Annotated in this window: 21 protein-coding genes; 8 read left to right on the top strand and 13 right to left on the bottom strand. The window is 42.1% G+C overall.

Annotated elements, in window-relative coordinates; genetic code table 11:
* Positions 1 to 12 precede the first annotated feature (12 nt).
* From GTQ43_RS24470 to GTQ43_RS24455, 4 genes are all read right to left on the bottom strand, one after another.
* Entirely contained in the window at positions 13 to 2,049 is a 2,037-nt protein-coding gene (locus GTQ43_RS24470) for a serine/threonine-protein kinase (protein ID WP_265275304.1), read from the bottom strand.
* 928 nt (positions 2,050 to 2,977) lie between these two features.
* A complete protein-coding gene (locus GTQ43_RS24465) occupies positions 2,978 to 4,030 on the bottom strand; it encodes a serine/threonine-protein kinase (protein WP_265275303.1) in 1,053 nt (350 codons plus the stop codon).
* Between the two features lie 346 nt (positions 4,031 to 4,376).
* Positions 4,377 to 6,611 carry a glycoside hydrolase gene (locus GTQ43_RS24460; protein ID WP_265275302.1) on the bottom strand — a complete coding sequence of 745 codons (2,235 nt, stop codon included), beginning with the start codon at positions 6,609 to 6,611 and terminating at the stop codon, positions 4,377 to 4,379.
* A 78-nt stretch (positions 6,612 to 6,689) separates the two neighbouring features.
* Positions 6,690 to 6,920, bottom strand: coding sequence for a NifU family protein (locus GTQ43_RS24455; RefSeq protein ID WP_012408256.1), 231 nt, complete (start codon positions 6,918 to 6,920; stop codon positions 6,690 to 6,692).
* Between the two features lie 994 nt (positions 6,921 to 7,914).
* Between GTQ43_RS24455 and GTQ43_RS24450 the strand changes: the two genes are divergently transcribed.
* Positions 7,915 to 8,115, top strand: a complete 201-nt coding sequence (locus GTQ43_RS24450; RefSeq protein WP_265275301.1) for a hypothetical protein — start codon at positions 7,915 to 7,917, stop codon at positions 8,113 to 8,115.
* Positions 8,116 to 8,192: 77 nt separating this feature from the next.
* On the opposite strand, the gene GTQ43_RS24445 is transcribed toward GTQ43_RS24450, so the two are convergent.
* Both GTQ43_RS24445 and GTQ43_RS24440 read right to left on the bottom strand, forming a co-directional pair.
* Positions 8,193 to 9,971: an ATP-binding protein gene (locus GTQ43_RS24445; RefSeq protein WP_265275300.1), complete on the bottom strand. Its 1,779-nt coding sequence runs from the start codon at positions 9,969 to 9,971 to the stop codon at positions 8,193 to 8,195.
* 173 nt (positions 9,972 to 10,144) lie between these two features.
* Positions 10,145 to 10,381, bottom strand: coding sequence for a hypothetical protein (locus GTQ43_RS24440; protein ID WP_265275299.1), 237 nt, complete (start codon positions 10,379 to 10,381; stop codon positions 10,145 to 10,147).
* A 561-nt stretch (positions 10,382 to 10,942) separates the two neighbouring features.
* Between GTQ43_RS24440 and lepA the strand changes: the two genes are divergently transcribed.
* Together lepA and GTQ43_RS24430 are read left to right on the top strand one after the other, a co-directional pair.
* On the top strand, positions 10,943 to 12,754 hold the full coding sequence (gene lepA, locus GTQ43_RS24435) for a translation elongation factor 4 (protein ID WP_265275298.1): 1,812 nt from the start codon (positions 10,943 to 10,945) through the stop codon (positions 12,752 to 12,754).
* Between the two features lie 388 nt (positions 12,755 to 13,142).
* Positions 13,143 to 14,330 carry a glycosyltransferase family 4 protein gene (locus GTQ43_RS24430; protein ID WP_265275297.1) on the top strand — a complete coding sequence of 396 codons (1,188 nt, stop codon included), beginning with the start codon at positions 13,143 to 13,145 and terminating at the stop codon, positions 14,328 to 14,330.
* Between the two features lie 217 nt (positions 14,331 to 14,547).
* Here GTQ43_RS24430 and GTQ43_RS24425 read toward each other — a convergent pair whose 3' ends face one another.
* Positions 14,548 to 15,669 carry a hypothetical protein gene (locus GTQ43_RS24425; protein WP_265275296.1) on the bottom strand — a complete coding sequence of 374 codons (1,122 nt, stop codon included), beginning with the start codon at positions 15,667 to 15,669 and terminating at the stop codon, positions 14,548 to 14,550.
* Positions 15,670 to 15,840: 171 nt separating this feature from the next.
* On the opposite strand from GTQ43_RS24425, the gene GTQ43_RS24420 reads away from it, so the two are divergent.
* Positions 15,841 to 16,164 (top strand): hypothetical protein, encoded by a 324-nt coding sequence (locus tag GTQ43_RS24420; protein WP_265275295.1) that lies wholly within the window; start codon positions 15,841 to 15,843, stop codon positions 16,162 to 16,164.
* A 581-nt stretch (positions 16,165 to 16,745) separates the two neighbouring features.
* Complete coding sequence (locus GTQ43_RS24415) at positions 16,746 to 17,795, top strand: cyanophycinase (RefSeq protein ID WP_265275294.1); 1,050 nt, start codon at positions 16,746 to 16,748, stop codon at positions 17,793 to 17,795.
* Positions 17,796 to 18,140: 345 nt separating this feature from the next.
* Here the strand turns inward: GTQ43_RS24415 and GTQ43_RS24410 are convergent, their stop codons facing one another.
* Complete coding sequence (locus tag GTQ43_RS24410; RefSeq protein WP_265275293.1) at positions 18,141 to 18,881, bottom strand: SDR family oxidoreductase; 741 nt, start codon at positions 18,879 to 18,881, stop codon at positions 18,141 to 18,143.
* Between the two features lie 172 nt (positions 18,882 to 19,053).
* Between GTQ43_RS24410 and GTQ43_RS24405 the strand changes: the two genes are divergently transcribed.
* Positions 19,054 to 20,010 (top strand): aldo/keto reductase, encoded by a 957-nt coding sequence (locus GTQ43_RS24405; protein ID WP_265275292.1) that lies wholly within the window; start codon positions 19,054 to 19,056, stop codon positions 20,008 to 20,010.
* Here GTQ43_RS24405 and GTQ43_RS24400 read toward each other — a convergent pair.
* The 5 genes from GTQ43_RS24400 to bcp form a co-directional block, all read right to left on the bottom strand.
* Entirely contained in the window at positions 19,958 to 21,166 is a 1,209-nt protein-coding gene (locus GTQ43_RS24400) for a cysteine desulfurase family protein (protein ID WP_265275291.1), read from the bottom strand. The two genes, GTQ43_RS24405 and GTQ43_RS24400, sit on opposite strands and share 53 nt — an antisense overlap.
* A 5-nt stretch (positions 21,167 to 21,171) precedes the next feature.
* Positions 21,172 to 21,798 carry a type I restriction enzyme HsdR N-terminal domain-containing protein gene (locus tag GTQ43_RS24395; RefSeq protein ID WP_265275290.1) on the bottom strand — a complete coding sequence of 209 codons (627 nt, stop codon included), beginning with the start codon at positions 21,796 to 21,798 and terminating at the stop codon, positions 21,172 to 21,174.
* Positions 21,799 to 21,891: 93 nt separating this feature from the next.
* Positions 21,892 to 22,287: a hypothetical protein gene (locus GTQ43_RS24390; RefSeq protein ID WP_265275289.1), complete on the bottom strand. Its 396-nt coding sequence runs from the start codon at positions 22,285 to 22,287 to the stop codon at positions 21,892 to 21,894.
* A gap of 3 nt (positions 22,288 to 22,290) precedes the next feature.
* Positions 22,291 to 22,680: a hypothetical protein gene (locus GTQ43_RS24385; RefSeq protein WP_265275288.1), complete on the bottom strand. Its 390-nt coding sequence runs from the start codon at positions 22,678 to 22,680 to the stop codon at positions 22,291 to 22,293.
* 73 nt (positions 22,681 to 22,753) lie between these two features.
* Positions 22,754 to 23,245: a thioredoxin-dependent thiol peroxidase gene (gene bcp / locus GTQ43_RS24380; RefSeq protein ID WP_265275287.1), complete on the bottom strand. Its 492-nt coding sequence runs from the start codon at positions 23,243 to 23,245 to the stop codon at positions 22,754 to 22,756.
* A gap of 118 nt (positions 23,246 to 23,363) precedes the next feature.
* Here bcp and GTQ43_RS24375 point away from each other — a divergent pair, with 118 nt between their 5' ends.
* Positions 23,364 to 24,218 carry an FAD-binding domain-containing protein gene (locus tag GTQ43_RS24375; RefSeq protein ID WP_265276539.1) on the top strand — a complete coding sequence of 285 codons (855 nt, stop codon included), beginning with the start codon at positions 23,364 to 23,366 and terminating at the stop codon, positions 24,216 to 24,218.
* 3 nt (positions 24,219 to 24,221) lie between these two features.
* Positions 24,222 to 24,638 (top strand): hypothetical protein, encoded by a 417-nt coding sequence (locus GTQ43_RS24370; RefSeq protein WP_265275286.1) that lies wholly within the window; start codon positions 24,222 to 24,224, stop codon positions 24,636 to 24,638.
* Positions 24,639 to 24,645 lie beyond the last annotated feature (7 nt).

Here is a 24,645-nt window from a genome sequence, read left to right as displayed (position 1 = left end):
CTTGTAAACGACTCACTGAGACAACTGCCAAATTTTAATAGTATTGTCTTCGCTACCACTGACAAGAGTTTTGCTATTAGGAGTGAAGGCTACGGATGTCACGGTGTTGGTGTGCCCTGCCAATGTGACAATTTCCTCACCTGTGGCTAAATTCCAGAGTTTGATGGTGCGATCGCGGCTACCACTAGCAATAATTTTACCATCGGCACTGAAGGCTATGGTTGTGACGGTGTTGGTGTGTCCCGCGAGTGTGCGAATTTCTTTTCCGGTAACTAGATCCCAAAGTTTGATGGTGCGATCGCGGCTAGCACTAGCTAAAATTTTTCCATCTGGGCTAATAGCCACAGCTGTTACTGTTTGAGAATTTCTCTCCAGTGTCCGAATTGAGTACCCTTTTGTGAGATTCCAGATTTTGATCGTCTTGTCAAAACTACCACTGGCAAGAATCACCCCATCCGGGCTAATAGCTACCGATCGCACCCAAAATGTATGCCCTACCAGTGTCCGAATTTGCTCTCCTGTAGCTAAATCCCAGATTTTGATGGTGTTATCATCACTACCGCTAACCAGAGTCTCGCTATCAGCACTGATAGCTAGGGCATGAACTGCATCAGAATGTCCCTCTAAAGTCCGAATTTGTTTTCCGGTTGCTAGATTCCAGATTTTGATCGTGCTATCATCACTACCACTTACCAGAGTTTTGCCATCTGGACTGATTACTACGGCATTCACCTGCTGAGAATAGGTGTTGAGTGAAGAAATTTGTTGTCCGGTGGCGAGATTCCAAAGTTTGATTGTGCGATTGCCGCCACTGCTAGCTATAGTTTGACCATCGGGGCTGATGGCGACGGATAAAACCGAGTTTTCATTTCCTTGGAGGGTATTAACTAAAGAAACCTTTCCTAAAGTAATCTTGAGTGATTGACCTAACAGCGCTTCATTTTTGCCAGAATTATTATGCTGAGTCAGCCTAGAGACTATGCCGGTTTGAATCCGGCGAAAATGTTTATACCAAGATTCTTGGAATCCGAACAACAGGATAAAAGCACTTGCCAAGATTAAAATTCTTAGTAAGGGATAACTTTTTGGTAAATATGGGGCTTTAGTTGGTGGTATTTTCCCAGATGACTTACCGGCTGGTGGTAGCGCGAGGAGTTGTTTGGGAGTCAAGTCTCTAAGAACTTCATCGGCTGACTGGTAACGTTCTTGAATGTCTTTTTTCAAAAGCTTGTCGATGACAAAATCCAATTCAGGATTTAATGGACTCCGCAAATATTCCCGCCAATTATTCACCCAGGCGTAGCCAGATTCCATCCACAACTGAAAGGGTGAATTTCCCGTTAGCAGATGAAAGCAGGTAGCCCCTACACCGAATAAATCACTAGCGGGGAAAGCTTTACCATCTCTAATTTGTTCTAGGGGAGAATAACCATGTGAACCAATGGATGTGCCGCTTTTTTGCTGAACTTTGACGGTGAATTGCTTTGAGGAACCAAAATCAATCAGACTTAATCGCCCATCACTTTTATGACGGATAATATTTTCTGGCTTGATATCCCGATGAATGACTTTGCGATCGTGGATAAATTTCAGGATGGGGAGTAAATCTAACAAAATAGATTGAATATCCCTAGCGTTGTAACCCTTGCGCTGTTGCAACTCCTTTAACAAATTATCGCCATTAATAAACTGCTGCACTAAATATAGGCAGCCGTCTTGCTCAAAGTAAGCTATTAAAGTCGGAATTTGGGGATGTTCTCCCAGGTCTTGTAGTCGCTGTGCTTCTTCAGCAAACAACTCCATCGCCTTTTTCTGCGACCAAGTTCCTTGAAACTTAGGAGCTAATTGCTTGATAACACATCGTTCATTGAGTTTATCGACATCTTCTGATAGATAGGTTCTGCCAAATCCCCCCTCATCTGAAAGGACTCGGATGACACGGAAGCGATTTCTTAAAAGTGACACCAAGGGGGTGCTACAACTTTGGCAAAACTTCTTTCCATTGGGATTCAGGGGATTTAGGCAATCGGGATTTAAGCAGCAGATCATGATCTGACTAGGCGCGACTGCATGACAACTTAGATTAAGTTTGCCCCTAACATTCCCTTAATAAAATTGACTCTCGGTTACTTGTGGTAGAAAACCCTGTGCTGGGGATTGGGGAATTACTTATATAGTTAGCGTTTGTAAATAGTAGTCAGTCTTCCTCACCTGTGGAAAACTACGAGAGCCATAGAATTAATTATTCTTCCGATTATATAATAATCTGAATAGAAATTTTGTCTGCACTATTAAATCTAGTAATTTTGCTTGTATATTGACAACTAAAAATTGACTAAGTATTAAGTGAAACCCTGATTAATTAACCATCACTGACTCTAAATTATAGTCACAATACTTACTAAATTTGTTTTTGATATTTTAAATTTCCCATGATTAATTGTTAATTTGATACTTTAGGTAAAAAAAGGTTGTTGGAGAAGTATTTCACTGTGATTGTAGGCACTTTTAGATCCCCCACAACCCTTAAAAAGCTACTGTGTATACACAAATCGAAAAATTCTCCGATCGCATTTTTGTCTAAGAGTACTCCAAGTAAAAAAATGCCCAATTGTCATTGCGAGCGAAGCGAAGCAATGACGGATTTTGGATCATTTATTTTTTGGAACACTCTAAGAAGATGTTTGAAAAGTACTCTTGTCGGTAGCAAAACCTTCTAGATCCCCCTAAATCCCCCTTAAAAAGGGGGACTTTGATTCTTCCCCCTTTTTTAAGGGGGGCTAGGGGGGATCGTTAAGTGCCTAAAATCACACTAAAACACTTTTCAAACATCCTCTAAGAAGATGTTTGAAAAATACTCTTGTCGGTATTAAAAGTTTTAGATCCCCCTTTTCAAGGGGGATCTAGGAGGATTTAAAAGTCTTTGAGACATCACAAAGAACATTTAAAACATCCTAACTTAATTGTGCAACTTGATTTACTTAAGCCTCGCTCTCCATTTCCGAATAGCATTCGCAGTTCTGGTAACAGGTGGTAGATACACATCAGGAGTTTCGTAAGAGTTTTCGTATTGTGCAATACTTTTATTATTTAATTTTTGGGTAGTTAGACAGTTAGCCAAAGTAGGCAAATAGCTTTCATAACTTAAAGCTTTCATGACTTCATCGGCAGTTTTAAACCGATCGTCTAACGCCATCTTCACCATTTTCCCTAAAATCTGGGCGAAACTGTCGCTAATATTTAGTTCTTTTTGCCAGCATATCTCGCCAGTAATTGGATGGTAATCAAATTCTAAAGGACTTTTAGCACTCAACATATAAATACAAGTTACACCCAGTGCATAAATATCACTGGCATAAACTGGACGAAGGGAAAACTGTTCTGGTGGCGCAAATCCCCTAGTTCCAATAAAGTTGGTGTTTGCAGCTTGATTGGTAGAGTTTTCACAAGCATTAACTAATTGCTCCTTAACTGCACCAAAATCAATCAGCACTACCCGTCCGTCATATTCACATCGCAATAAATTCTGGGGTTTAATATCCCGGTGAATTACATGATGTTTCTGAAGATACTGTAAGACTGGTAAGAATTCCTGTAAAAACTGTTTAACGGAGGTTTCACTTTTGGGCCCAGTTTGCCGCACTTCTCGCGCCAAAGTCAAACCCGGTATGTATTCTTGAATTAAGAAAAACTCCCCATTCGCCTGAAAGTAGTCTAATAGCATGGGAATTTGCGAATGACTACCGAGTTTAGCCAAGGTTCTTGCTTCTTTTTCAAAGCGCGCGCATGCCCTTTGCCAACTTTGGGGATTAGTTACTTTCAGACAAAGTTGTTTAATCACACACAGGGGATTCCCAGGTAATAGGGTATTTTTGGCTAAAAAGGTGATGCCAAAACCACCTTTACCTAGAACTTGCAATATTTCATAGCGATCGCGAAATAGCCTCTTAGAACCACACATCTGACCAAGTTGAGTTTGCTGTGAAATGCTCTCTTGAGAATTCGTTATTTTCTGAGAAAAGCGATTCATTAGTATAGGATATTTGCTCTGAAATGTCTCTAATCTTACGACAAATATTCTTTGATAACAGTAATATTACTGCAACTTTGCGAAATCATCACTACTTTTCTGTTAAAAACTCAAAAAGCAAAAATAAATCTCTGTAGAACTAGCGCTTTTCAGGGAACTCCAAAAATTCATTTTATCTACGTGTTCTCTGCGGCTATAAGTGGTTAAATAAATTACTTTTAAACCGCAGAGGCGCAGAGAACACAGAGTTAAGAATAGGACTTAGGCAAAATCATGAAAAAACGAACCGCAAAGGACACAAAGAAATATGCGTAAGTCCTGAAGAAGTTAAGAAGGGTATTGAGTTTTAAGGCACTTCAATGGGAATCAAAGCATTTTCTGGTAAGTAATTGCAAAAACGTCCTTCATCTGAAAGCACCAAAATCAGACGTAGGGGATAATCTGGCGGAACTTGCAAATCTGCCCACGGTACTGCTAACTCTAAACAATTATTTATTGCCACTTGAGCGCGACTAAAACGGGGTTGCCATTGATAATTGTCTCCAGCTTCCCGAAACTGAATCGATTGCGTCAGCAAGTTAACTTCCAAAAGATGATGGAAAAGGTAATTAAGTGGGGCTGCATCTGGGACATCTGCCAAGGGAACTGGGCTATTGACCATTGTTTTTTCTGGATAGAACCACAGCAAATTCAACTCTGTTGGCAAATCATGCCCTGGTGCTGCACCACTTTTAAAGTCCAGCCGTAAATAGAAATTCAGGTGATCTACCCCATACCAAAGTCGCTGGATGACACTGCTATTGTGCATCGTTCCCCGCGCCCCACCAATTTCTATGCGTCCAGCTTTGTCCCAATCTTGTTCATCTCCTTTACCATCAATCATGGGATGGATAAACCCTTGTGGAATGTGGCTTCCCTGTGCTTCGTGGATTTCCACTGGTTGCTTGAGATAAGGCGGTATAGGTTCATTTAATGCCTTATAAATGCCAAATAGGTGTTCTCGAAACAACTGGTCAAAAATGGCATCTTGATTTGAAGAATGTCCTGTACCAAACCACCAAAACCAGTCTGAACCCTCTGCGGCATACAATGCTTCCCATGCTTCTGGGTTGTTTTCTTCTGTTGCTTCGGGATGGCTGGCGAGCATAACCCTTGCTTCCGTTAAGTAATCCCAAGCCCGATTTTTGGCGCGATCGCCGATCCAGGTGGTGAAGCTGCCATCTACCCAAGAACCACTATGTAGTTGTCCTCCGGGAATGGTGGCTGTGGCAGGAAATTCTTCGAGAAATTCGGAAACGGTGACGAGTTTGAGGTGGGGTTCATCGCTTAAACTTTGATACAAAGCTTCTAAGAAGGGTTTGCCGTCTTGGGGATAAAATTCCCAGCAATTTTCCCCATCTAAAGCAATGGTAACTAGCCAAGGTTGATCGCTGTGATTGTCTCTTTGCATTCTTGCGATCGCTTGCAAATGTCCCACTAAATCCGCAGCTGCCTGTTTTGCTGGCATCGCACTGTAGGTAAAGCCAATTAAATCTGATAATCTATGGTCACGAAAGACAATTGACACATCACCCTCTGCCGTTTGCAACCGATAGGGTCGATACAACAATTCTGGTTGCTGGACATTCCCTGCGCCATCCCGATGAAAAAAGTGTTTCAGCGTCCACCCCAAAACGGCTTCATCTGAGCATATCCACTTAAAACCTTGGTTAATTATGTGTGGAAGTATCGCCGGGCTTACTGACTGTTCCGAAGGCCATAAACCACGAGGGATCTGTCCAAAGCGTTCTTGATAAAAGTTCCAAGCTTTCCGCAAGTGGCGGGGAATATCTTCTTCCCACTGAAAACGCTGCTTAGGTAGTGTCATATTAGGTACAGCTACCCGACCAGAGTTAGTATCAGCGAGCAAAGGTAAAATGGGGTGGGTGTAGGGTGTGGTAGTAACTTCTAGCTGCCCCGCCTCCTGCATTTTTCGGTGTTGAGGGATGATCCGGCTGAGGATTTCTCGCTGTTTAGAATAAATGCGCTGGCGATCGCTTAAAGTAAAATTTCTACCCTGTTTTAACCATGTCGCAATTTCTGGGTCATCCCAAAACAGCGGATCAATCCAAGCCAAATTGTGCCAAGCTAACAAATCACTATAATCTGGTAATTCCCAATTTGCTAAACACCAAGCTTGTCCCTTCTCCTGCCTTTGCTGATACAACTCACTATAGCGGGGATGTGGGTCAATCAGCGTATGGTGATTGGCATCAAAAAAGTGTTGGATAATAAATTCGCGCTGTTGCTGGGTGAGTTGTTCATCCGGTGTTAGACAGGCTGTGAGGTAAGGGTCAAAAGCAGTCCCAGCAATATAATCTTCTAGTTGCAATATCAGCGATGGTACTAAATTTACCGTTTGGTGTAACTTAGGATACCGTTCCAAAAGCAATACCAAATCCAAATAATCTTTAGTTCCATGTAAACGTACCCAAGGTAGGCGGTACTTCTGACTCGGAGAGAGCGAAACGTCACTGCCAGGAGATTTGTACAGAGGCTGATGTTGATGCCAAACAAAAGCGATGTAAAGAGGATGAGACATAAGAATAGTTAGGAGTTAAGAATGAGGAGTTAGGAGTTGATCCATAACTCATAACTCCTAACTCCTAACTCCTAACTTTTACACCACTTGCTCAATTTCCGCAATTTCAGGAATCATTTCTTTCAGGCGGCGTTCAATACCCATTCTCAGGGTCATTGCAGAACTGGGACAAGAACCACAAGCACCTTGCAACCGCAGTTTTACAACAGGCCCATCGAGTTCTACGAGTTCCACATTGCCGCCATCAGACATGAGATAAGGGCGCATTTCATCTAAGACTGTTTCAACGTTGTCAATTGTGAGTTCCATAGTTTTAGACCTGCTAAGTTAGTGACGGGCATTGGGCATTGGGCATTGGGCATTGGGCATTGGGCATTGGGCATTGGGCATTGAATAATAATCATTCCTGTGCCAGACGCGCCGTTACTCATTAACCATTATCCAAAATTTTATTTTCCAGCTTTGTTAAATCGATCCTAAATCTAATTGCCGCTAGATTGTCAGATGTCAGTTTTTAATGACTTTTGACTAAACCACTACTGGTTTGAGCAACTTGATATTAGATTAACTAAACAAAGTTTTCGTGTAAGCCTCCTACTTCACTCTAGCCTTTAGGTTCGGCTTTGCAGTCCGACGAAAGGCAGGATTTAATGCTCGTAAGTACACGTCACCGTAAAAAGGGATCAAATATCTATTTTTCGTAGGTTGAGTAGAGCGGAGCAAAAGCCAATATTTAGACGTTTGTTGTGTTTTCTTTTTTAAGCTGATATGTGATTATACAACACTTTGGGCTAGAGACCGAGTTCCTGCCAATCTCCAATACCCAATTTAGTTAGTGAAGTACCCCAACCTGCTTCGCTGAGGTTGGGGCTTCCAACATCATTGAACCAGTGACGGTTTTATTCGTCCTCGGAGTTTCCCGTCTCAACCGCTCTTGCCAAGTTAGGCATTCCTATTGCTAGAAATTCGGAACTAAATCCGATGATGGTCTTACAAAGCGTCCACAGGCAGCCGCCCGTCTACCACAGGCAGTTTTATTACTTTTTCGTACACCTTTGTATGGCTTATTTTTACCGTAGGACGTAACCTTACAAACCAGTGACCAAGGTCTTTCCCCTTTCTCTCGCTCTTAGTCTAGGCAAGCATATTACTGCTACTGTGGCCGTTTGTTATATGAGTCGAGTGGGTGGGTCAACAACCATTTATATCATAACATAGATGTATCCATTCTGGTGATACATCATGAAAGAAAGATCCATTAGAGTTAGGTTATCGCAGAAACGGAACGACAAGCTTAAGGCTTATGCACAAAGCAAAGAAAAAACAGTTACACAGTTGGTCGAAGATTGGATCGACAGGTTGCCTAGCCCTAAGATTGACGACTTCTCAACCAACCCACTCCCTGATCAATCTGACGATTGATGTTGGTCGGAGTTGGCTTCGTCGTCGTCCGGCTATCCATCCCCACCGTGTAGACGGATGGGGAATTCCGCCGAACTGTTAAAGGAAAAATCTAAATCTAAAATCCTTCGATTGAACGCTTACGCCGAAATCTAAAATCCTAACTCCAAACTCCTAACTCTAAACTCCTAACTCAGTACTGTTTATTGAGTCGCTATCACCAGATGAAACCATGACTGGCTGTTGATATAGTGGCACTGTAAATGTCACAGTTGAACCAAGTCCTTCGCCCAGACTGTAAAAATGTACCTCGCCACCCATTGCCTCTACTAGCTTCTGAGATATTGCCAGTCCTAAACCTGTGCCACCATACTGGCGAGTGCGGGAACCATCCACCTGAGAGAATAATTGAAACAGTTTATCTTGTTTGTCTAAAGAAACGCCGATGCCTGTGTCAGCAACACGGACTCTTACCATACCAGGAAATTCCTGACCTTGAAAGTTTGGTTTCGACTTTTTGAGTACTAAATCGGCGCTGACGGTAACGCCGCCTTCATGGGTAAATTTGATGGCGTTACCCAGCAAATTGAGCATAACTTGTAGCAATCGTTGGTAGTTGCTTTGGACAATAATTTCATCGGAGGTAGCTGGCATTTGCATCCGAAAGCTGAGGTTTCTCATTTCTGCTTGGGGACGCATGAAACTTTCTACATCACTGAATAGCTCATTTAGCTTGACTGGAGCGTAAGCTAGCTCCATTTTGCCAGCTTCGATTTTAGCAATGTCTAAAATATCGTTGATGATATTGAGAAGATGTATCGATAAGTGGTGAGCTTCCGCCAAAAATTGGTTTTGTTCTTCTGGATCATCTGCCATCCCTTCCAAAATCAGCTTCAAAAAGCCAATCATACCGTTGAGGGGGGTACGAATTTCATGGGATACATTAGCCAGAAACTCGCTTTTGAGGCGGGAGGCTTCTTCAGCTTTTTGACGGGCTGCTTCTAATTCTTTATATAAAGTAGCATGAGCGATCGCAGTTCCCAATTGATCTGCTGCTTCCTTTGCCAGTTCTAATTCCGATTCTGTTAATGTGTAGCATTCATCATGCCAATTCAAGGCAACCAATCCATTGGCTTGGTCTTGATAGCAAGTTGCAACTACCAAAGTTTTCTGCCGCCTAGAATCCTTGCATCCAGGTACTTCCATCACAACTGGTTCTAGGGTTGCTAAAGCCTGAGCAAAGGCAGGTTCAGAAGCTATATCTATTTCTGAGCCAAGCATCGAGGTGATTTCTGGCTGGTAATACTCAGCCATTACTTTCACTTTTGAACTAGAGGGTTGGTTGGGACGACAAATAATGCAGCGCTCTAGCCGCAGTGCTTTTCCCAAACTGTCAACTGTTTGTTGCCAAATAATATCTAAATCCAATGTCCGGCGAATATTTCTGGTAATGCGATTTACCAGTTTTTGGTGTTGTTGTGAACGTAAAGCTAACTCTATTTGTGTGGGAGTTTTTGATGCCACACGCACTTGTTTTTTGTTGAGTGTCGCTTGCACTAACCGTCCCATCACTAAAACTGTAGTGGCAGGTGTTCCCAAACTGGGCATCACCGGACTAATCACTAAGTCCAACTCAAATAATTCCTGGTGGTAGCTAAACCGACACTGAAACCTTTCTGGTACCAAACTTGTCAAAATTCGGTGTAATCGTTCCAAATAAGTAACCTTATCCACTGGGGCAAAGGTTTGCGTCTGGTTCAGTTCGTCAACTATTTTTTCGGTATTTAACCCCAGAAGTTCGCTGTGCTGCCAACAAAAGGTCAGATAGCGCCCTGCCCCATCTTGCGTATATACCAACTCGGCTCCTAGAGTTGGTAATGAGCCATCAGTTTTACTGGAAATAGATTCCAGATTTTGGGAAAATACATTCGTCAATTGGGAATTGGCAGTAATAGTCATTAATTGAGTTGGATAGACAAAGGATATCCGACCGTAATTTTACTAAAGCTGCTCAAATTTATGCATAAACTTTTACAGCTTTTTCGTTTTTGATTAAATATTTCTTAGTGTTTTGAGATTCAGATTGGCAAACTTCACCTTTTTTAACTTGTATTGACAACTGACAGATGGTATTAATCGTTCCATTCACCGCGAGGAGGAACAGGGGTACGCACAGGAGTGCGTGTCAGTTCGTCATCTCTGAGGATTTCACCGCGTAACCACTGGCGAATTGCTACCTCAATCACTTTACTTGGGTCTTTGCTCAAATGCTGAATTTGCTCTAGTAGCTCGGAGTCCAGTTGGACAGCAATTTCTACCTTATCGGCTCGTGTCTTTTCCGCTTCGGTAGTTTTCTCTTGCATATTCATAGGTTTGGTATACTCTGAATTGGTTTTGTCTAAAGCCTTGTAAAGTAGTTATATTCATCATTTGGGCTAATTCGCTGAAAGATATTCAAGGGTACATTTACATAGTTCCCCGAAACAGCACCAAAGTAACAGCTTTAAATTTCAAATTGCATTTTTCATATAACTGACTAGACAATGACCCTAGAATTTTTGCTGATAAATCAGTGACTATGGGTAATTACAGGTCGCAATTGCCCACAATCCCTACACGATCCCTACATGTACTTATTTACATTTATTGTACGATCCTAGCTGTTGAATACTAGCAGCGACAAATAGACTTTCATAATATTCTTAAAAGTCCACCTATTTAGATCGAAAGTTAAAGATGGGGTGAAGAGGGAGAAAGAGGCAGGGGTGCAGGGAGCAGGGGGCAGGGGGAGAATAATAACTTTTAACTATGAACTATGAACTCCTAACTCGGAACTCAGCACTAAAAGAGCGTCTTGGCTAATAAAGCATTAAAATACATTAAGTAAATTGCTCTTTTAACTTTGGTTGCTGCTAAGGCAAAGATAGTATATGACTGACGTTCCCGCAGTTCGCATTCGCAATTTTTGTATTATTGCTCACATCGACCACGGGAAATCAACCCTCGCCGATCGCTTGCTACAAGCTACTGGCACTGTTGAAGACCGACAGATGAAGGAACAGTTTCTCGACAACATGGATCTGGAACGGGAGCGCGGCATTACGATTAAGCTGCAAGCTGCCCGGATGAACTACACAGCAAAAGATGGTCAGCAGTATGTGCTGAATTTGATTGATACTCCTGGACACGTGGATTTCTCTTATGAAGTCTCCCGCTCTCTTGTAGCTTGTGAAGGAGCGCTATTAGTAGTAGATGCGTCCCAAGGTGTAGAGGCGCAAACTTTAGCAAATGTCTATTTAGCCTTAGAGAGTAACCTCGAAATTATCCCGGTTTTGAATAAAATTGATTTGCCAGGGGCAGAACCAGAACGGGTAATTGGCGAAATTGAAGAAATTATTGGTCTAGATTGCAGTGGTGCAATTCTGGCTTCTGCTAAAGAAGGTATTGGTATTGATGAGATTTTAGAGGCAGTTGTGGAGCGGATACCGCCACCGCCCAATACCATAAATGAACGTTTACGAGCGTTAATTTTTGATAGTTATTACGACAGTTATCGGGGAGTAATTGTGTATTTCCGGGTGATGGATGGCACTGTGAGAAAAGGCGATCGCATCCATTTAATGGCATCTGGTAAAGAATTTGAAATTGACGAATTGGGTGTCCTTTCTCCCACTCAAAAGCAAGTTGAAGAACTGCACGCCGGGGAAGTAGGCTATTTGGGAGCGGCAATTAAAGCTGTAGCTGATGCACGGGTAGGCGACACAATTACCCTTAGTAAGGCGAAAGCGGAGTCTCCTTTACCAGGCTATGCAGAGGCGAACCCGATGGTTTTTTGCGGGATGTTCCCCATTGATGCTGACCAATTTGAAGATTTGCGGGAAGCTTTGGAAAAGCTGGAACTTAATGACGCAGCGCTGCATTACGAACCAGAAACTTCGAGCGCGATGGGGTTTGGCTTCCGTTGCGGGTTCTTGGGTTTGCTGCACATGGAAATTGTTCAGGAACGCCTAGAGCGAGAGTATAATCTCGATTTGATCATTACAGCCCCCTCGGTGGTTTATAAGGTGATTACGCTCAAAGGCGAGGAATTGTACATCGATAATCCTAGCCGTTTGCCTTCGCCCAACGATCGCGAAAGAATTGAAGAACCCTACGTTCAAGTAGAGATGATTACGCCGGAAACCTATGTAGGCAGCTTGATGGAGTTGTCACAAAATCGCCGGGGCATCTTCAAAGATATGAAATATCTCACCCAAGGACGAACCACACTTACTTATGAGTTGCCTTTAGCGGAAGTTGTGACTGACTTTTTTGACCAGATGAAATCGCGATCGCGTGGTTACGCCAGTATGGAATATCATATTATCGGCTACCGTGAAAATCCGCTGGTAAAGCTGGATATCATGATTAACGGCGATCCTGTGGATTCTTTGGCCATGATTGTCCATCGAGATAAAGCTTACAACGTCGGGCGAGCAATGGCAGAAAAGCTCAAGGAACTAATTCCCCGCCATCAATTTAAAGTGCCAATTCAGGCATCTATTGGCAGTAAAGTTATCGCCAGCGAACATATTCCGGCTTTGCGGAAAGATGTACTAGCCAAGTGCTACGGTGGCGACATCAGTCGAAAGAAGAAACTCTTACAGAAGCAAGCCAAAGGTAAAAAGCGGATGAAATCTGTAGGTACGGTGGATGTACCGCAAGAAGCTTTTATGGCAGTATTGCGCTTGGATCAAAGCTAGTATAGGAATCATATTTGATTTTTGAAATATAGGTAGGGTGCGTTAGCCTTTGGCGTAACGCACAACTTCAGATTTTAAGTGTCGTACTCTCGCCGATAACACACCCTACATATATTAGGACACGCAAAAATCCTCTTAAACTCTCATTTCTCTGTTACCCCTTTGTTCTCTGTGGTTCGTTTTTCGTGACCTGTGCTTAAGTCCTAATATACTGAGTGGGGTAAAATGCTTATCCTACTTCGTTCAATTGGTTATTTGATAAGCTGTAAAAAATAACTGTTAAAAAATCTAAAAATTTTAGTAAAAGTACTCACTGCATTTGCCACCCTTGTATTTTTAGGTAAATGTAGTTTTTTCGCTATTGGTAAAGTGTCGGGGAGTCTAGCAGATGAAGATATTAGTACTAAGTTGGGAGTTTCCACCAAGAATTGTTGGGGGAATTGCGCGGCACGTGGCGGAGTTGTACCCGGAACTGGTAAAGCTAGGGCATGAAGTCCACCTAATTACAGCAGAATTTGGTCAAGCGTCAATGTATGAGGTGGTTGAGGGAGTAAAGGTACATCGGGTGCCAGTGGCACATAGTAATGACTTTTTCCACTGGGTAGTCAATCTCAACCTAAGTATGGGAGATCATGGTGGGAAGTTGATTTTAGAAGAAGGGTCGTTTGATTTAATTCATGCCCACGATTGGTTAGTTGGAGATGCAGCGATCGCTCTCAAGCATAATTTCAAAATACCACTAATTGCCACAATTCACGCTACAGAATACGGACGCTATAACGGTATTCACACAGAGATCCAAGGCTATATAAATGGCAAAGAAATCTTGCTTACTTACAACGCTTGGCGGATTATCGTTTGTAGCGACTATATGCGCCAAGAAGTAGAGCGAGCGCTACACAGTCCTTGGGACAAAATCGATGTTATTTATAACGGTATCCGAGCCGAAAAGAAACGGCATCACGTAGATTTTCATGCGCTGGATTTCCGCCGCCAATTTGCTACAGACAATGAAAAAATCGTTTACTACCTTGGTCGCATGACTTACGAAAAAGGTGTACCGATATTACTTAATGCTGCACCCAAGATCCTTTCCCAAATGGAAGGTAATGTTAAATTTGTGATCGTTGGTGGTGGTAATACTGACCATCTCAAGCGCCAAGCCTGGAATTTGGGAATTTGGCATCATTGCTATTTTACTGGTTTTCTCTCTGATGATTACTTAGATAAATTCCAAACTGTCGCTGACTGTGCTGTATTTCCCAGCCTTTACGAACCCTTTGGAATTGTTGCTTTAGAAAGCTTTGCTTCTCGCGTTCCTGTAGTGGTTTCTGATACTGGTGGTTTTCCCGAAGTTGTACAACATACCAAAACAGGTATTGTAACTTGGGTGAACAATCCCGACTCTTTAGCTTGGGGAATTTTGGAAGTCTTGAAAAACCCAGGCTATCGGCAATGGCTGGTAGATAATGCTTATGAAGATTTAGAGCGACGGTTTAGCTGGCCAAAATTAGCTAGGCAGACTGAAGAAGTATATCAGCGAGTTGTGCAAGAGCGATCGCAAATTCCTTGGTAAAAAACTTCCCACATCCCCAATTTATTGAATCAGTTGGGGATGTGGGAGTTGAGGAATGAACCGTAAAGTACGCGAGGTAAACATTCGTGTTGGCGTTCAAGCCCACGTATTTATCCCTTGCATTTCTTTCATTTTACTTAACAGCAGAGTTTTGTAGTGCGAAAAATGGTGCTTTTTCTCACTACAATTTTGGAAATAGCCCATAGCGACACGGTAACTAACCAAGTTTGATACCCTGTTGCTTGAGTATATTTATTAACAATTTTTTCCCAATACCGATTAGGATACCAATCAGAGGAGTCGGCACTGTTAGGAGATATCGACGGAAAGTTTTGACATCAAAGGGCCAAACGGGCAAGTCATCAGTCATAGTATATAAAGTACGTAGCTGCTGAATTTTTTCAGATTTTTTTTTGAAAGCTTCTGCGTCTTCAGCCAGACTATTATAAATTCCTGAATACTCGGCTCGGAACTGTCGAGCAATTTTATGTAAAGACTCTTCTTTAGCTTTTTTCATACCGCTATGTGCTGCCAGCAATGGCCCAAAAAAACATTCCATTGATAGAAAAATATATAGTGGAATTACCAGATGAACAAACCAGAATCCTTTGCCGAAATCTTGTGTAATCACCTGATACTCAATTACACTAATTAAGATACCCAAAACACCAACTAGATAGGCAGTTTTAAGCGAATAATCACTCAGACATCGAAGACCGCCACAGCGATCGGGATGAAGAGGATTGATATCGAGATCCTTCTTTCCTAAAATTCGATAGAAAATCCAAATATTTGTAATCAAATTTAGGACAAGTATACTACCCATATATACGACTGCAAATGTGGCAATCGTAATAGTAAATTTCGCTAGAAGACTAGAGCTAGTCCAACTATCTTCTAATCTAGATCGGGTTATAAAGACAATAGTGCTGAAAAAGATAGCGCTGGCAAGTGCAGAAATGTTGCGCCATTTTTGTGAATAGAGGTTAGTAACAAATTGATCGATTTTGAATTTGTCAGTTTCTAATACGTCAGATGTTTCAAGTTCTTGAATTACTTGATCGATTGCTTGAAAACTCCACAAGTAATATCCCAAGGTTACTGGATTGATCAAAATTCCTACTAACCAGGGAATCCCGTCTTGAAGCAAACCTATCTGCTTATCCTTAGACCATAACGTACCACTTATCCATGCAGTAAACAAATAAACTCCAGTAGCGGTAACTGCTGCCAACAGTCCAAAAGTTAGAGGAGAAAGACGAAATTTTTCAATTACTAGATATGCAACAGGATCAAAACGGTGTAGATTTCGTTTTTGAGAAAACTTTTGGTTCGTCATTGTCTGTCTGAGAATGAGTCAGGTAAATTAACACTATACATATTTAGGAGTCACTGTACCAATTAGGGTAAAGTAATAAATCTGGTGAGTATTTTCCCTATAGGGGAATCTGCAATCAGGTTCAAATATTTATGAAAATTCAGTTTTGTCCAGGGGATGCACGGAGTAACAATGGTGCAAACACAAGAACCAACAATAGAACGGGTAAATCAAGCTGTCGATGCAATTCTTACTGTTTTGGGAAATCCTGACTCGGATTTACACGCCCAGGCTTTAGATGCGTTTCGTCACTCTGATTACCAGACTGTAAAACGCTTGGCTTCGACTAATTTATCCGATTCTTATTGCAAGGCATTAGGATACTTGGGGGGAGCGCTGAAATTGACCCCCAACACCGATACGATCTTGGCGGAGTCGGCACGGGCAGCCGCCGATTTTGTTCGGGAGAAAACATTACATCAACTTGGAACTGCAATCGCTAAGGCACTTAATTAAACCTTAAGAGCTACTTTAAGTATTCGGACAAAAACATTTACAGTCATTGCGAGCGAAGCGAAGCAATCCCAGCCCTTGCGATTGCTTCGCTTCGCTCGCAATGACATTGTGTAATTAATTCTGTCTGACTACTTTACCAAGAGCATCAGCCCTAAAGGGCGGTTATAAATCGCGTCTACACGCGACTTTACCCACCAATTGGGAATTCAAAACCCTTATTTTAGCTTAACCAAGTTGCTAGGCTTTGCTTGTATGGCCGCGAGTGTCTTTCATCCAAAGAAGAAGTAAAGGACACAAGCAATGTAAGGATTTTTACATAGAAGCGTAGAGAATTAACGATCGCTCTGGATTATGGCCTGAAAAAACAGTACAAGCCCTGTACGCTGGAAATTCTACCCTCTCTAGTGCCAAAGTTAAGATAATGCGCCTCTAAACTGCACATTTTTTCGTTAAAACTGTCATTAGTCATTTCTCTTTACAAAGGACTAATGACCAATGACCAATACAACTCTGACGGATAAATAAGCAACTAGAGTGCGTAATAGCCTAGCAATAATTGCAGTTTGCTCCAGAAGCTTAGTATGACAAAGGCATTCCCAAGCATAGCAAGGCGCTTGAAAAGTATAGGAATCAAGTTGTTGAATATGGGAACCTTCCTAATAACCCGTTTTATCGAAAACTGGAAACGCTACTTCTTGGGTGACACTGTTGATGTCCGCCCCTCCTCCTCACCCTCCTTTGATGTCCGTCCTTCCTTAGCGGGCCCAGTCCTGAGTTTGGGAGGTGGTGGCCCCGATGTCGATGATGCCATCCAGTGGATGATTAACCAAGTTAGGGGAGGTAGTAACTCTAGCACTAAAGTTAATGTTGTAGTTCTCCGCACTAATGGTAATCACGATTACAATCGCCTAATTTATGCCATGAAGGGCGTAAACTCTGTGGAAACTCTTTTAGTTAGCAATAGGCAAGAAGCAAACAAAGCCGAGATTTATGAAAAAGTCAGAAACGCTGATGTGATTTTCTTTGCTGGCGGCGACCAATGTCAATACATCCGCAACTGGAAAGACACCAAAGTTGAAGCTGCCGTTAAGTCAGTTTACCTAAAGGGAGGCGGTGTTGGTGGCACTAGTGCGGGTGCGATGATTCAAAGTGATTGTGTCTATGATGCTTGTGCTTCTTCCGAAAAAGGCATTGAAACTAGAGACGCACTCGAAGATCCTTACCGAGACATCACTTTTACTTACAACTTTTTCAATTGGAGTAATTTGAAGGGAACTATCGTCGATACACATTTCGACAGGCGCGAAAGAATGGGTCGAATTATGACTTTCATTGCCCGTCAAATTAAGGATGGTGTATCTAGCAGTGTTTTAGGGATTGCGGTTAGTGAAAGTACATCGGTTCTTGTAGATAAAAACGGTTTGGTGAAAGTTATGGGTAGGGGTGCAGCATACTTTGTACTAGGCAATCATTTGCCAGAAGTATGCGAACCCAGAACGCCTTTGACCTTTTCTAATTACAAAATTTGGAAAGTCCGCAGCGGCGACACCTTTAATTTGAGAAACAGACCAACCTCTGGGTACTATCTCAGGAGTGTCAAAAGGGGACGGATTGATTCAAATCCCTATTGAGTTGAATATGGGGCAAGGCGAAAAAGTGAGATCCTCGTGAAATAGGTAGGGGGAGGAGGGGGAGTAAAGAGGCAGGGGGAGCAGGGGAGGCAGGGGGAGCAGGGGGAGTAAAGAGGCATTTTTAGTATTTTTTACGACCGTTACAAATTGCTTCTACACTTATTTCTTTCTCTTCCCCTGCCTCCCTTGCCTCCCCTGCTTACCCATCTCACTGTTAGAGCATTGCTCCCGTTGAATATGGGGCATGGGGAATAGAAACTTAAAGGTTCATTTTCAGAAACTCAACATCCAAGCTTTAACTCTCCCTCCCCAATGCCCAATTCCCTACTTTCTACTTTCTACTTTCTACCAAGGTAGTGCGCCATTTTCATCAAAAAAACCTCCGCTAAAACCATCATCAGGTAAAGTGGCAAGTCTCACTGGTGCGATCGCTCCTTGCTCAACAGTGCGGTATCCTTGGTGTTGATTAATATCAGTGGCTGTGAAACCAGGATCGGCAGCATTGATTTTAATCGGGGTATCTTTAAGTTCAGCAGCCAACAGAACTGTAATTGCATTCACTGCTGTTTTTGATGAGTTGTAAGCAAGAAGCTTAAAATTAGCGAACTCATAATTTGCATCGGAGTTCTGAGTCAAAGAACCTAAACCACTTGATAAATTGACTATTCTCCCTGCTATTGACTTTTTTAAAAGTGGTAGCAGGGTTTTTGTCACTGCAAACACTCCAAATACATTTGTTTCATAAGTGTGTCGCAGTGTTTCAATCTCAACTTGACTTGGTGGAAGGCGATCGCCATCACTTAATATCCCGGCATTGTTTACAAGGATATCAAGTTTTCCGAATTCGTTCTCGATTTGTTGAGCCGCAGAGTCGATTGTTTTTTGGTCGATGACATCAAGTTGAATTGTTCGGGCATCGATCTCATTTAAACGAAGTTTATTCGCCGCTTCTTCACCACGTTTGATATCTCTTGCACCAATAAGAACAGTAGCACCTCTAGAACCTAATTGACGTGCAATCTCATAGCCGATACCTTTGTTTGCACCTGTAATCAGGGCAACTTTGCCTTTTAAATCTTCTGACATCTTCGATCAATACTCAACAACTGTTATTATTTTCAGACAACTCTAGTGTATGTAGAAGTAGTAATTTGCGATGGTGTTTGCCCCAGTAGTGATTCATACCGTAGATAGCGGTTGAGAAGATATTTGCAGCGTAAACTAGCAATTGACTCAAAAATTATTAGAGAAGGTAGATATGCAAACCAAACAACTTGGCAACTCGGAGCTTCACATTACCCCAATCGGCTTTGGTGCCTGGGCGATCGGTGGAGGTGGCTGGGCTTTTGGTTGGGGAACGCAGGACGATCGAGAATCGATTGAAGCGATCAAGCACGCTCTCGATCTCGGTGTTAATTGGATAGACACCGCAGCTATTTACGGTCTGGGACATTCTGAAGAAGTTGTTGCTAAGGCGCTTAAAGGTCAATCTAGTCGCCCCTACATTTTCACTAAATGCTCAATGATCTGGGATGAAAAGGGCGAAATTGGCCGGAGCCTGAAGGCGGATTCTGTGCGGCGGGAGGTTGAAGCTAGTTTGCGCCGACTCGATATTGAAACTATTGATCTCTACCAGATTCACTGGCCTAACCCCGACTCTGATATCGAAGAAGGCTGGACAACTCTCGCCAAACTAAAAGATGAAGGGAAGGTTCGCTATATTGGGGTTTCAAACTTCAATGTAGAACAGTTGAAACGTGTGCAGGAGATTGCACCAGTTACGTCATTACAACCACCTTATTCACTGGTTAAGCCCAATGTCGAAAAGGAGATTTTACCTTTCTGTAAGGAAAATAACATCGGTGTCATTGTTTATTCACCAATGCAATCTGGCTTGCTTACAGGAAAGATGACATCTGAGCGGGTTGCTAATTTAGCAGATGATGATTGGCGCAAAAAGAGTGATGAATTTCAGGAGCCACGTCTATCTCGTAACCTGAAGTTGGTGGAGGTGTTGCAGCACATTGGTAAGCAACACGATCGCTCCCCCGGTGAGGTGGCGATCGCTTGGACTTTAAATAATCCGGCGGTGACAGCTGCGATCGTTGGCGCACGCAATCCCCAACAGGTGGATGGAATCATTGCTGCTGGGGAATTTCGCCTCAATCAGCAGGAACTAGAGCAGATTGGGGCTTTCCTGCGTGAGAATCCATAAAAGAGGGTTTGCGTAAACTTTGAATAGTTGCGATCGCATGTTTCGCTACAATATCAATCTCCTCTTGGGTATTAAACCGTCCAATCCCAAACCGCACTGAGGCATAAGCTAGCTGTTGGGGGGTTCCCAGCGCTGTCAGAACACTGGAGGGGGCAGTATTTGCCGAGGAACAAGCAGATCCAGAAGAAACCGCCATTACTGGCTGCAATCCTAGCAAAAGTGCGGCTCCATCGACACCCTCAACACTGATATTCAAGTTTCCCGCCAATCGCTGTTGAGGGTGTCCGTTAAGATGAATTCCTTCAAGTTGGGAAAGCTGTTCCCACAAACTTTGTCTTAACTGGGTAAGGCGTTGGGTTTCTGTCGCTTGTTCAGCCAAAGCGATTTCTACAGCTTTCCCAAGGCCGACAATTTGCGGTGTATACAATGTCCCAGAACGCATCCCCCGTTCATGTCCGCCGCCGTGCTGCTGGGGAGCTAATTGCACTCTGGGTTCCCGCCTACGGACGTACAGCGCCCCAATGCCTTTTGGCCCAAATACTTTGTGTGCGGTTAGCGACATCAAATCAACTTTCATCCCTTGCACATCTAGGGGAATTTTACCAATAGCTTGGGCTGCATCGGTGTGGAAAATGATGTTGTAAGCATGGCATAGTTCCCCAATTTCGGCTATTGGCTGTAACACTCCAATTTCGTTATTTGCAGCCATCACCGAAACCAAAATTGTCTCAGGACGGAAAGCCTTTTGTAACTCAGTTAAATCAATCAATCCATCTTTTTTAACTGGTAGAATAGTGATTTCAAAACCGAGAGTTTTTAAATAATTACAGGGGTCAATTACTGCATTATGTTCAGTGGCAACAGTAATAATATGTTGACCTTTTTTAAAATAAGCTTCGGCAACACCTTTAATAGCTAAATTATTAGCTTCTGTTGCACCACTCGTAAAAACAATTTCTTCGGGAGTAGCGTTAATTGCTGCTGCTAAAATCTCTCGTGTTTGTTTGACAGCAGCTTCTGCTTCCCAACCATAAACATGACCAATACTTGCTGGGTTGCCAAACTTTTCTGTGAAGTATGGGATCATTGCTGCTAACACCCGTTCATCTACTGGTGTAGTAGCGTGACAATCAAGATATATAGGACGAATAGACATAATTATTAACTCAAAATTTGACTCAAATTTTTTAATACACTTAGAACTTGATACAATTCATTTTTTCGTTTTAAAAGTGTAAATTGTTCAGACATAGCATACCTTGGCTGATTTTGTTTGGTAAGTTTGAGGAAAATAAAATCACTACCATTTGTTACTAATCCAAAAGTAGGTTTGTCTTGATTAGGATTAGCCAACATATAAACAAGTGCTTGAGGTATGGCTTCTAAAAGAGAAAAGCTAGACCTTTTAGATTCAATTACTAACAACCAGAATTGTTCTTGAATAACTAAAACATCAATTCTACCTCTAATAATTTCTCCTTCATCTTCCGCAGAAATTCTTATTGATTCCTCGCCTCTCATATAAAAAGGCTCATCATAAAATCCAGCTAAATTGAGTAAAGGAGATAAAACTACTAATTTTACTGTTTCTTCTGACAAAGGAGGACGCTTGACTAAACGGAGAAAATGAAGTTTTACTCTGTCTAAATCTTGCTTTTCTAAATCTGTAATTTCCGGTAAATTCTCAAACCATTCTATAAAGAACGCCTCCTCTTCGGCTAACTGTAGACCAAATCTTTCTTCCAGATAAGCAAGCCCGACATTTTTTGCTTGGATAAATTGAACCATAATTTATTTCAAAGATTTAGTGTAACTATTATGACACTGCTCCAGTATTAGTCTACATTATGAAGAGAAAAGATAATTAACTTAAAAGTTTTCCTAAACAAAACCTAATTTTGTTTGGCATAACCCTAACAATTCTTGTTCTGAGTAGACTCTTTGACTTGAATCATAGACAACACAAGACCATTTTTTGGCAAACTTACACGCAAACTCTAGGGCTAATTGCTCACTTCCTGAAGTCTTGCTCACATCAAGTAGAATGTGAGTCTGAGGTTTAGCTGTAAGCTTCTGAGTTATGAGTTCAATCTCATCAGTGTTAAAGTTTTTTAATTCAGTGTTATCTAAAACAACCCAAACATGAGTATTGTCTCTAGAAATACGCCCATCATATACATTATCTGGATGTAGTAATACTCCCGAATATTGCAGAAAACTCAAAAATTCTCCTGGTTTAATCTCAGCACTAGAAATTAGGGAAATTGATTCTGGCATGACTTATGCTCCTAATATGGATAATAATTCTAATAATTCACCTTGACTGCAAACTACATAACTGCCGGTAGCGATGATATCTTGAGCCGGAGTGAATTTGTAATTAGGTGCATAGAGAATAACTGGCTTCTTCAAAGGATTCAAGTCAGAGTTTGATATCAATTTTTGAACTTGCTTCAACTTCCGAGCAGTTTGGGTTGTTACTTCGATGATAGCGTTAGTGGTTTCCACATCAATTTCACCGATTTCGCCATTTAGACCCACTGTTTTATTGAAACTAACTAAATCAAACCCTGCCTGGATAATAGCATTAGCTACTTTACCTTCCAGAACTTTTTGAGGATTGACTGAGTTCAGCGCGTTGATAATTGCTTGTTCAAATAGGCTACTCACATCCTGTTTTATTACTATATTATTTACCTAGCATTGCTGTAACTATGCCTACATCCAATCGTGTTTGCATGACTCATTTGGGACTTTCCGTGGCTGCTAATTCCTGTAATTTAGTTAAAACTGCCTGAGCATGACCTTTGGCTTTTACGTTCGGCCAAGCATAGGCAATAATTTTATCAGATGAAATGAGAAATGTTGACCGAGCCACACCCATATATTCTTTGCCCATAAATTTTTTTAAGCGCCAAGCACCGTAGGCTTCTGTCAAAATATGTTCTGGGTCACTCAATAGGGTGATTGATAAGTTATGTTTGCTGATAAATTTACAATGGGATTTACCCGAATCTGGACTTACGCCTAAGATTTTTGCTCCCAGTGCGCTGAAGTCTTGATACAACTCGGTGAAATCTGTGGCTTCGGTGGTACAGCCTGGTGTATCATCTTTGGGGTAAAAGTAGAGGATAACCCACTGACTGCTGAGGTCGTCGAGAGTGACTGCATTGCCATTTTGGTCAGGTGTAGAGAAATCTGGCGCTGGTTGTCCGGCTTGGGGAATGTTGCTCATAATGGGGTGTGATAGATTGTGTAAGCGTAGCTCGTCGTAGCATCGCTTTAGAATTGTACATATATTGAGCAAACTTTCTTATTCATCAGTGTCATGGATGCTGATATCTAAATTAATAATGTCTAAAGATATGCAACGCGATTTTGCCAACCGCGATGAGTTGGTAGCCTACCTCCGCGAACAATTCCCAGGTGCAGCAGAACGCGATCGCCACATCAGCGAAACCGTCGGGGGACGCAAAGCAGCAGAAAAAGCCCTGCAAAAAATCGACCCAGTAAGCTACGCACAAACACGTAATTTTTTCACAGGTGCGGTAACACGACTTTCGCCTTATATCCGTTATGGCGTTTTGAGTTTGCGAGAAATTCGAGATTATGTCCTTGAACGGGTACAGCACCAAGATGATGCGATGAAACTAATCAATGAGTTAGGCTGGCGCGATTACTGGCAAAGATTGTATGTGAAGCTAGGGGATGAAATCTGGAAAGACCAGGAAGAGTATAAAACTGGTTATACTGTGGCTGAATATGCATCCAGATTTTCGCAAGATATCAGACAAGGAACCACAGGTAGAGTTTGCATCGACAGCTTTAGCCGTGACTTAAAAGAAACTGGGTATCTACATAACCACGCCCGAATGTGGCTAGCGGCTTACATTGTCCATTGGCGGCATATTCGTTGGCAAGTAGGAGCTAAGTGGTTTCTTGAACATCTTTTAGATGGAGATCCTGCTAGCAATAATATGTCCTGGCAGTGGGTTGCTAGCACTTTTAGTCATAAACCGTATTTTTTCAACCGTGAAAACTTAGAACGCTACACCAAAAGCGTTTATTGCCAGAAATGTCCCCTTTACGGTCATTGCGATTTTGAAGGCAGCTATGAAGAATTAGAACAGCGGCTTTTTCCTAAAGGGGAATTTAGCAAACAAGCTAATAGCCAAAGTTGGCAGCGTGGAAATAAAGGTAAAAGGTGAAAAATGAGTAAATCAATTGTTTGGGTACATGGAGACTGTCTCAGTCCATATAACCCTGCACTGCAAAAATACCCAGATGCACCAGCTATTTGGATTTGGGATGAGGCTTTGATCAAGGAATGCCAACTGAGTCTTAAACGCCTTACGTTTATTTACGAATGCTTACTAGAGTTACCAGTTGTTATCCGTCGTGGTGATGTGGCACAGGAAATTTTAGCTTTTGCTCAAGAACATGATGCGAATATAGTTGTCACAGCCGACAGTCCCAGTCCTCGGTTTGATAATATCTGCAATAAAATAAAGGGTTCTATACCTGTAGAAGTGTTAGAGGTGAAACCATTTTTTGACTATAATGGCTATATTGACCTAAAGCGGTTCTCGCGCTATTGGAAAGTAGCTCAAGATTATGTTTTTGAATAGGCTCAAT

This window comes from Nostoc sp. KVJ3 (assembly GCF_026127265.1).
GTDB lineage: Bacteria > Cyanobacteriota > Cyanobacteriia > Cyanobacteriales > Nostocaceae > Nostoc.
Note: the sequence above shows the minus strand (reverse complement) of the source record. Positions and strands in the feature narration are given on the sequence as shown.

What these genes read in the sequence shown, in the direction of transcription:
- GTQ43_RS24470 (WP_265275304.1), bottom strand. Translation starts at nt 2,049, where the DNA reads ATGATCTGCTGCTTAAATCCCGATTGCCTAAATCCCCTGAATCCCAAT.
- GTQ43_RS24465 (WP_265275303.1), bottom strand. Translation starts at nt 4,030, where the DNA reads ATGAATCGCTTTTCTCAGAAAATAACGAATTCTCAAGAGAGCATTTCA.
- GTQ43_RS24460 (WP_265275302.1), bottom strand. Translation starts at nt 6,611, where the DNA reads ATGTCTCATCCTCTTTACATCGCTTTTGTTTGGCATCAACATCAGCCT.
- GTQ43_RS24455 (WP_012408256.1), bottom strand. Translation starts at nt 6,920, where the DNA reads ATGGAACTCACAATTGACAACGTTGAAACAGTCTTAGATGAAATGCGC.
- GTQ43_RS24450 (WP_265275301.1), top strand. Translation starts at nt 7,915, where the DNA reads ATGCACAAAGCAAAGAAAAAACAGTTACACAGTTGGTCGAAGATTGGA.
- GTQ43_RS24445 (WP_265275300.1), bottom strand. Translation starts at nt 9,971, where the DNA reads ATGACTATTACTGCCAATTCCCAATTGACGAATGTATTTTCCCAAAAT.
- GTQ43_RS24440 (WP_265275299.1), bottom strand. Translation starts at nt 10,381, where the DNA reads ATGAATATGCAAGAGAAAACTACCGAAGCGGAAAAGACACGAGCCGAT.
- lepA (WP_265275298.1), top strand. Translation starts at nt 10,943, where the DNA reads ATGACTGACGTTCCCGCAGTTCGCATTCGCAATTTTTGTATTATTGCT.
- GTQ43_RS24430 (WP_265275297.1), top strand. Translation starts at nt 13,143, where the DNA reads ATGAAGATATTAGTACTAAGTTGGGAGTTTCCACCAAGAATTGTTGGG.
- GTQ43_RS24425 (WP_265275296.1), bottom strand. Translation starts at nt 15,669, where the DNA reads ATGACGAACCAAAAGTTTTCTCAAAAACGAAATCTACACCGTTTTGAT.
- GTQ43_RS24420 (WP_265275295.1), top strand. Translation starts at nt 15,841, where the DNA reads ATGGTGCAAACACAAGAACCAACAATAGAACGGGTAAATCAAGCTGTC.
- GTQ43_RS24415 (WP_265275294.1), top strand. Translation starts at nt 16,746, where the DNA reads ATGACAAAGGCATTCCCAAGCATAGCAAGGCGCTTGAAAAGTATAGGA.
- GTQ43_RS24410 (WP_265275293.1), bottom strand. Translation starts at nt 18,881, where the DNA reads ATGTCAGAAGATTTAAAAGGCAAAGTTGCCCTGATTACAGGTGCAAAC.
- GTQ43_RS24405 (WP_265275292.1), top strand. Translation starts at nt 19,054, where the DNA reads ATGCAAACCAAACAACTTGGCAACTCGGAGCTTCACATTACCCCAATC.
- GTQ43_RS24400 (WP_265275291.1), bottom strand. Translation starts at nt 21,166, where the DNA reads ATGTCTATTCGTCCTATATATCTTGATTGTCACGCTACTACACCAGTA.
- GTQ43_RS24395 (WP_265275290.1), bottom strand. Translation starts at nt 21,798, where the DNA reads ATGGTTCAATTTATCCAAGCAAAAAATGTCGGGCTTGCTTATCTGGAA.
- GTQ43_RS24390 (WP_265275289.1), bottom strand. Translation starts at nt 22,287, where the DNA reads ATGCCAGAATCAATTTCCCTAATTTCTAGTGCTGAGATTAAACCAGGA.
- bcp (WP_265275287.1), bottom strand. Translation starts at nt 23,245, where the DNA reads ATGAGCAACATTCCCCAAGCCGGACAACCAGCGCCAGATTTCTCTACA.
- GTQ43_RS24375 (WP_265276539.1), top strand. Translation starts at nt 23,364, where the DNA reads ATGTCTAAAGATATGCAACGCGATTTTGCCAACCGCGATGAGTTGGTA.
- GTQ43_RS24370 (WP_265275286.1), top strand. Translation starts at nt 24,222, where the DNA reads ATGAGTAAATCAATTGTTTGGGTACATGGAGACTGTCTCAGTCCATAT.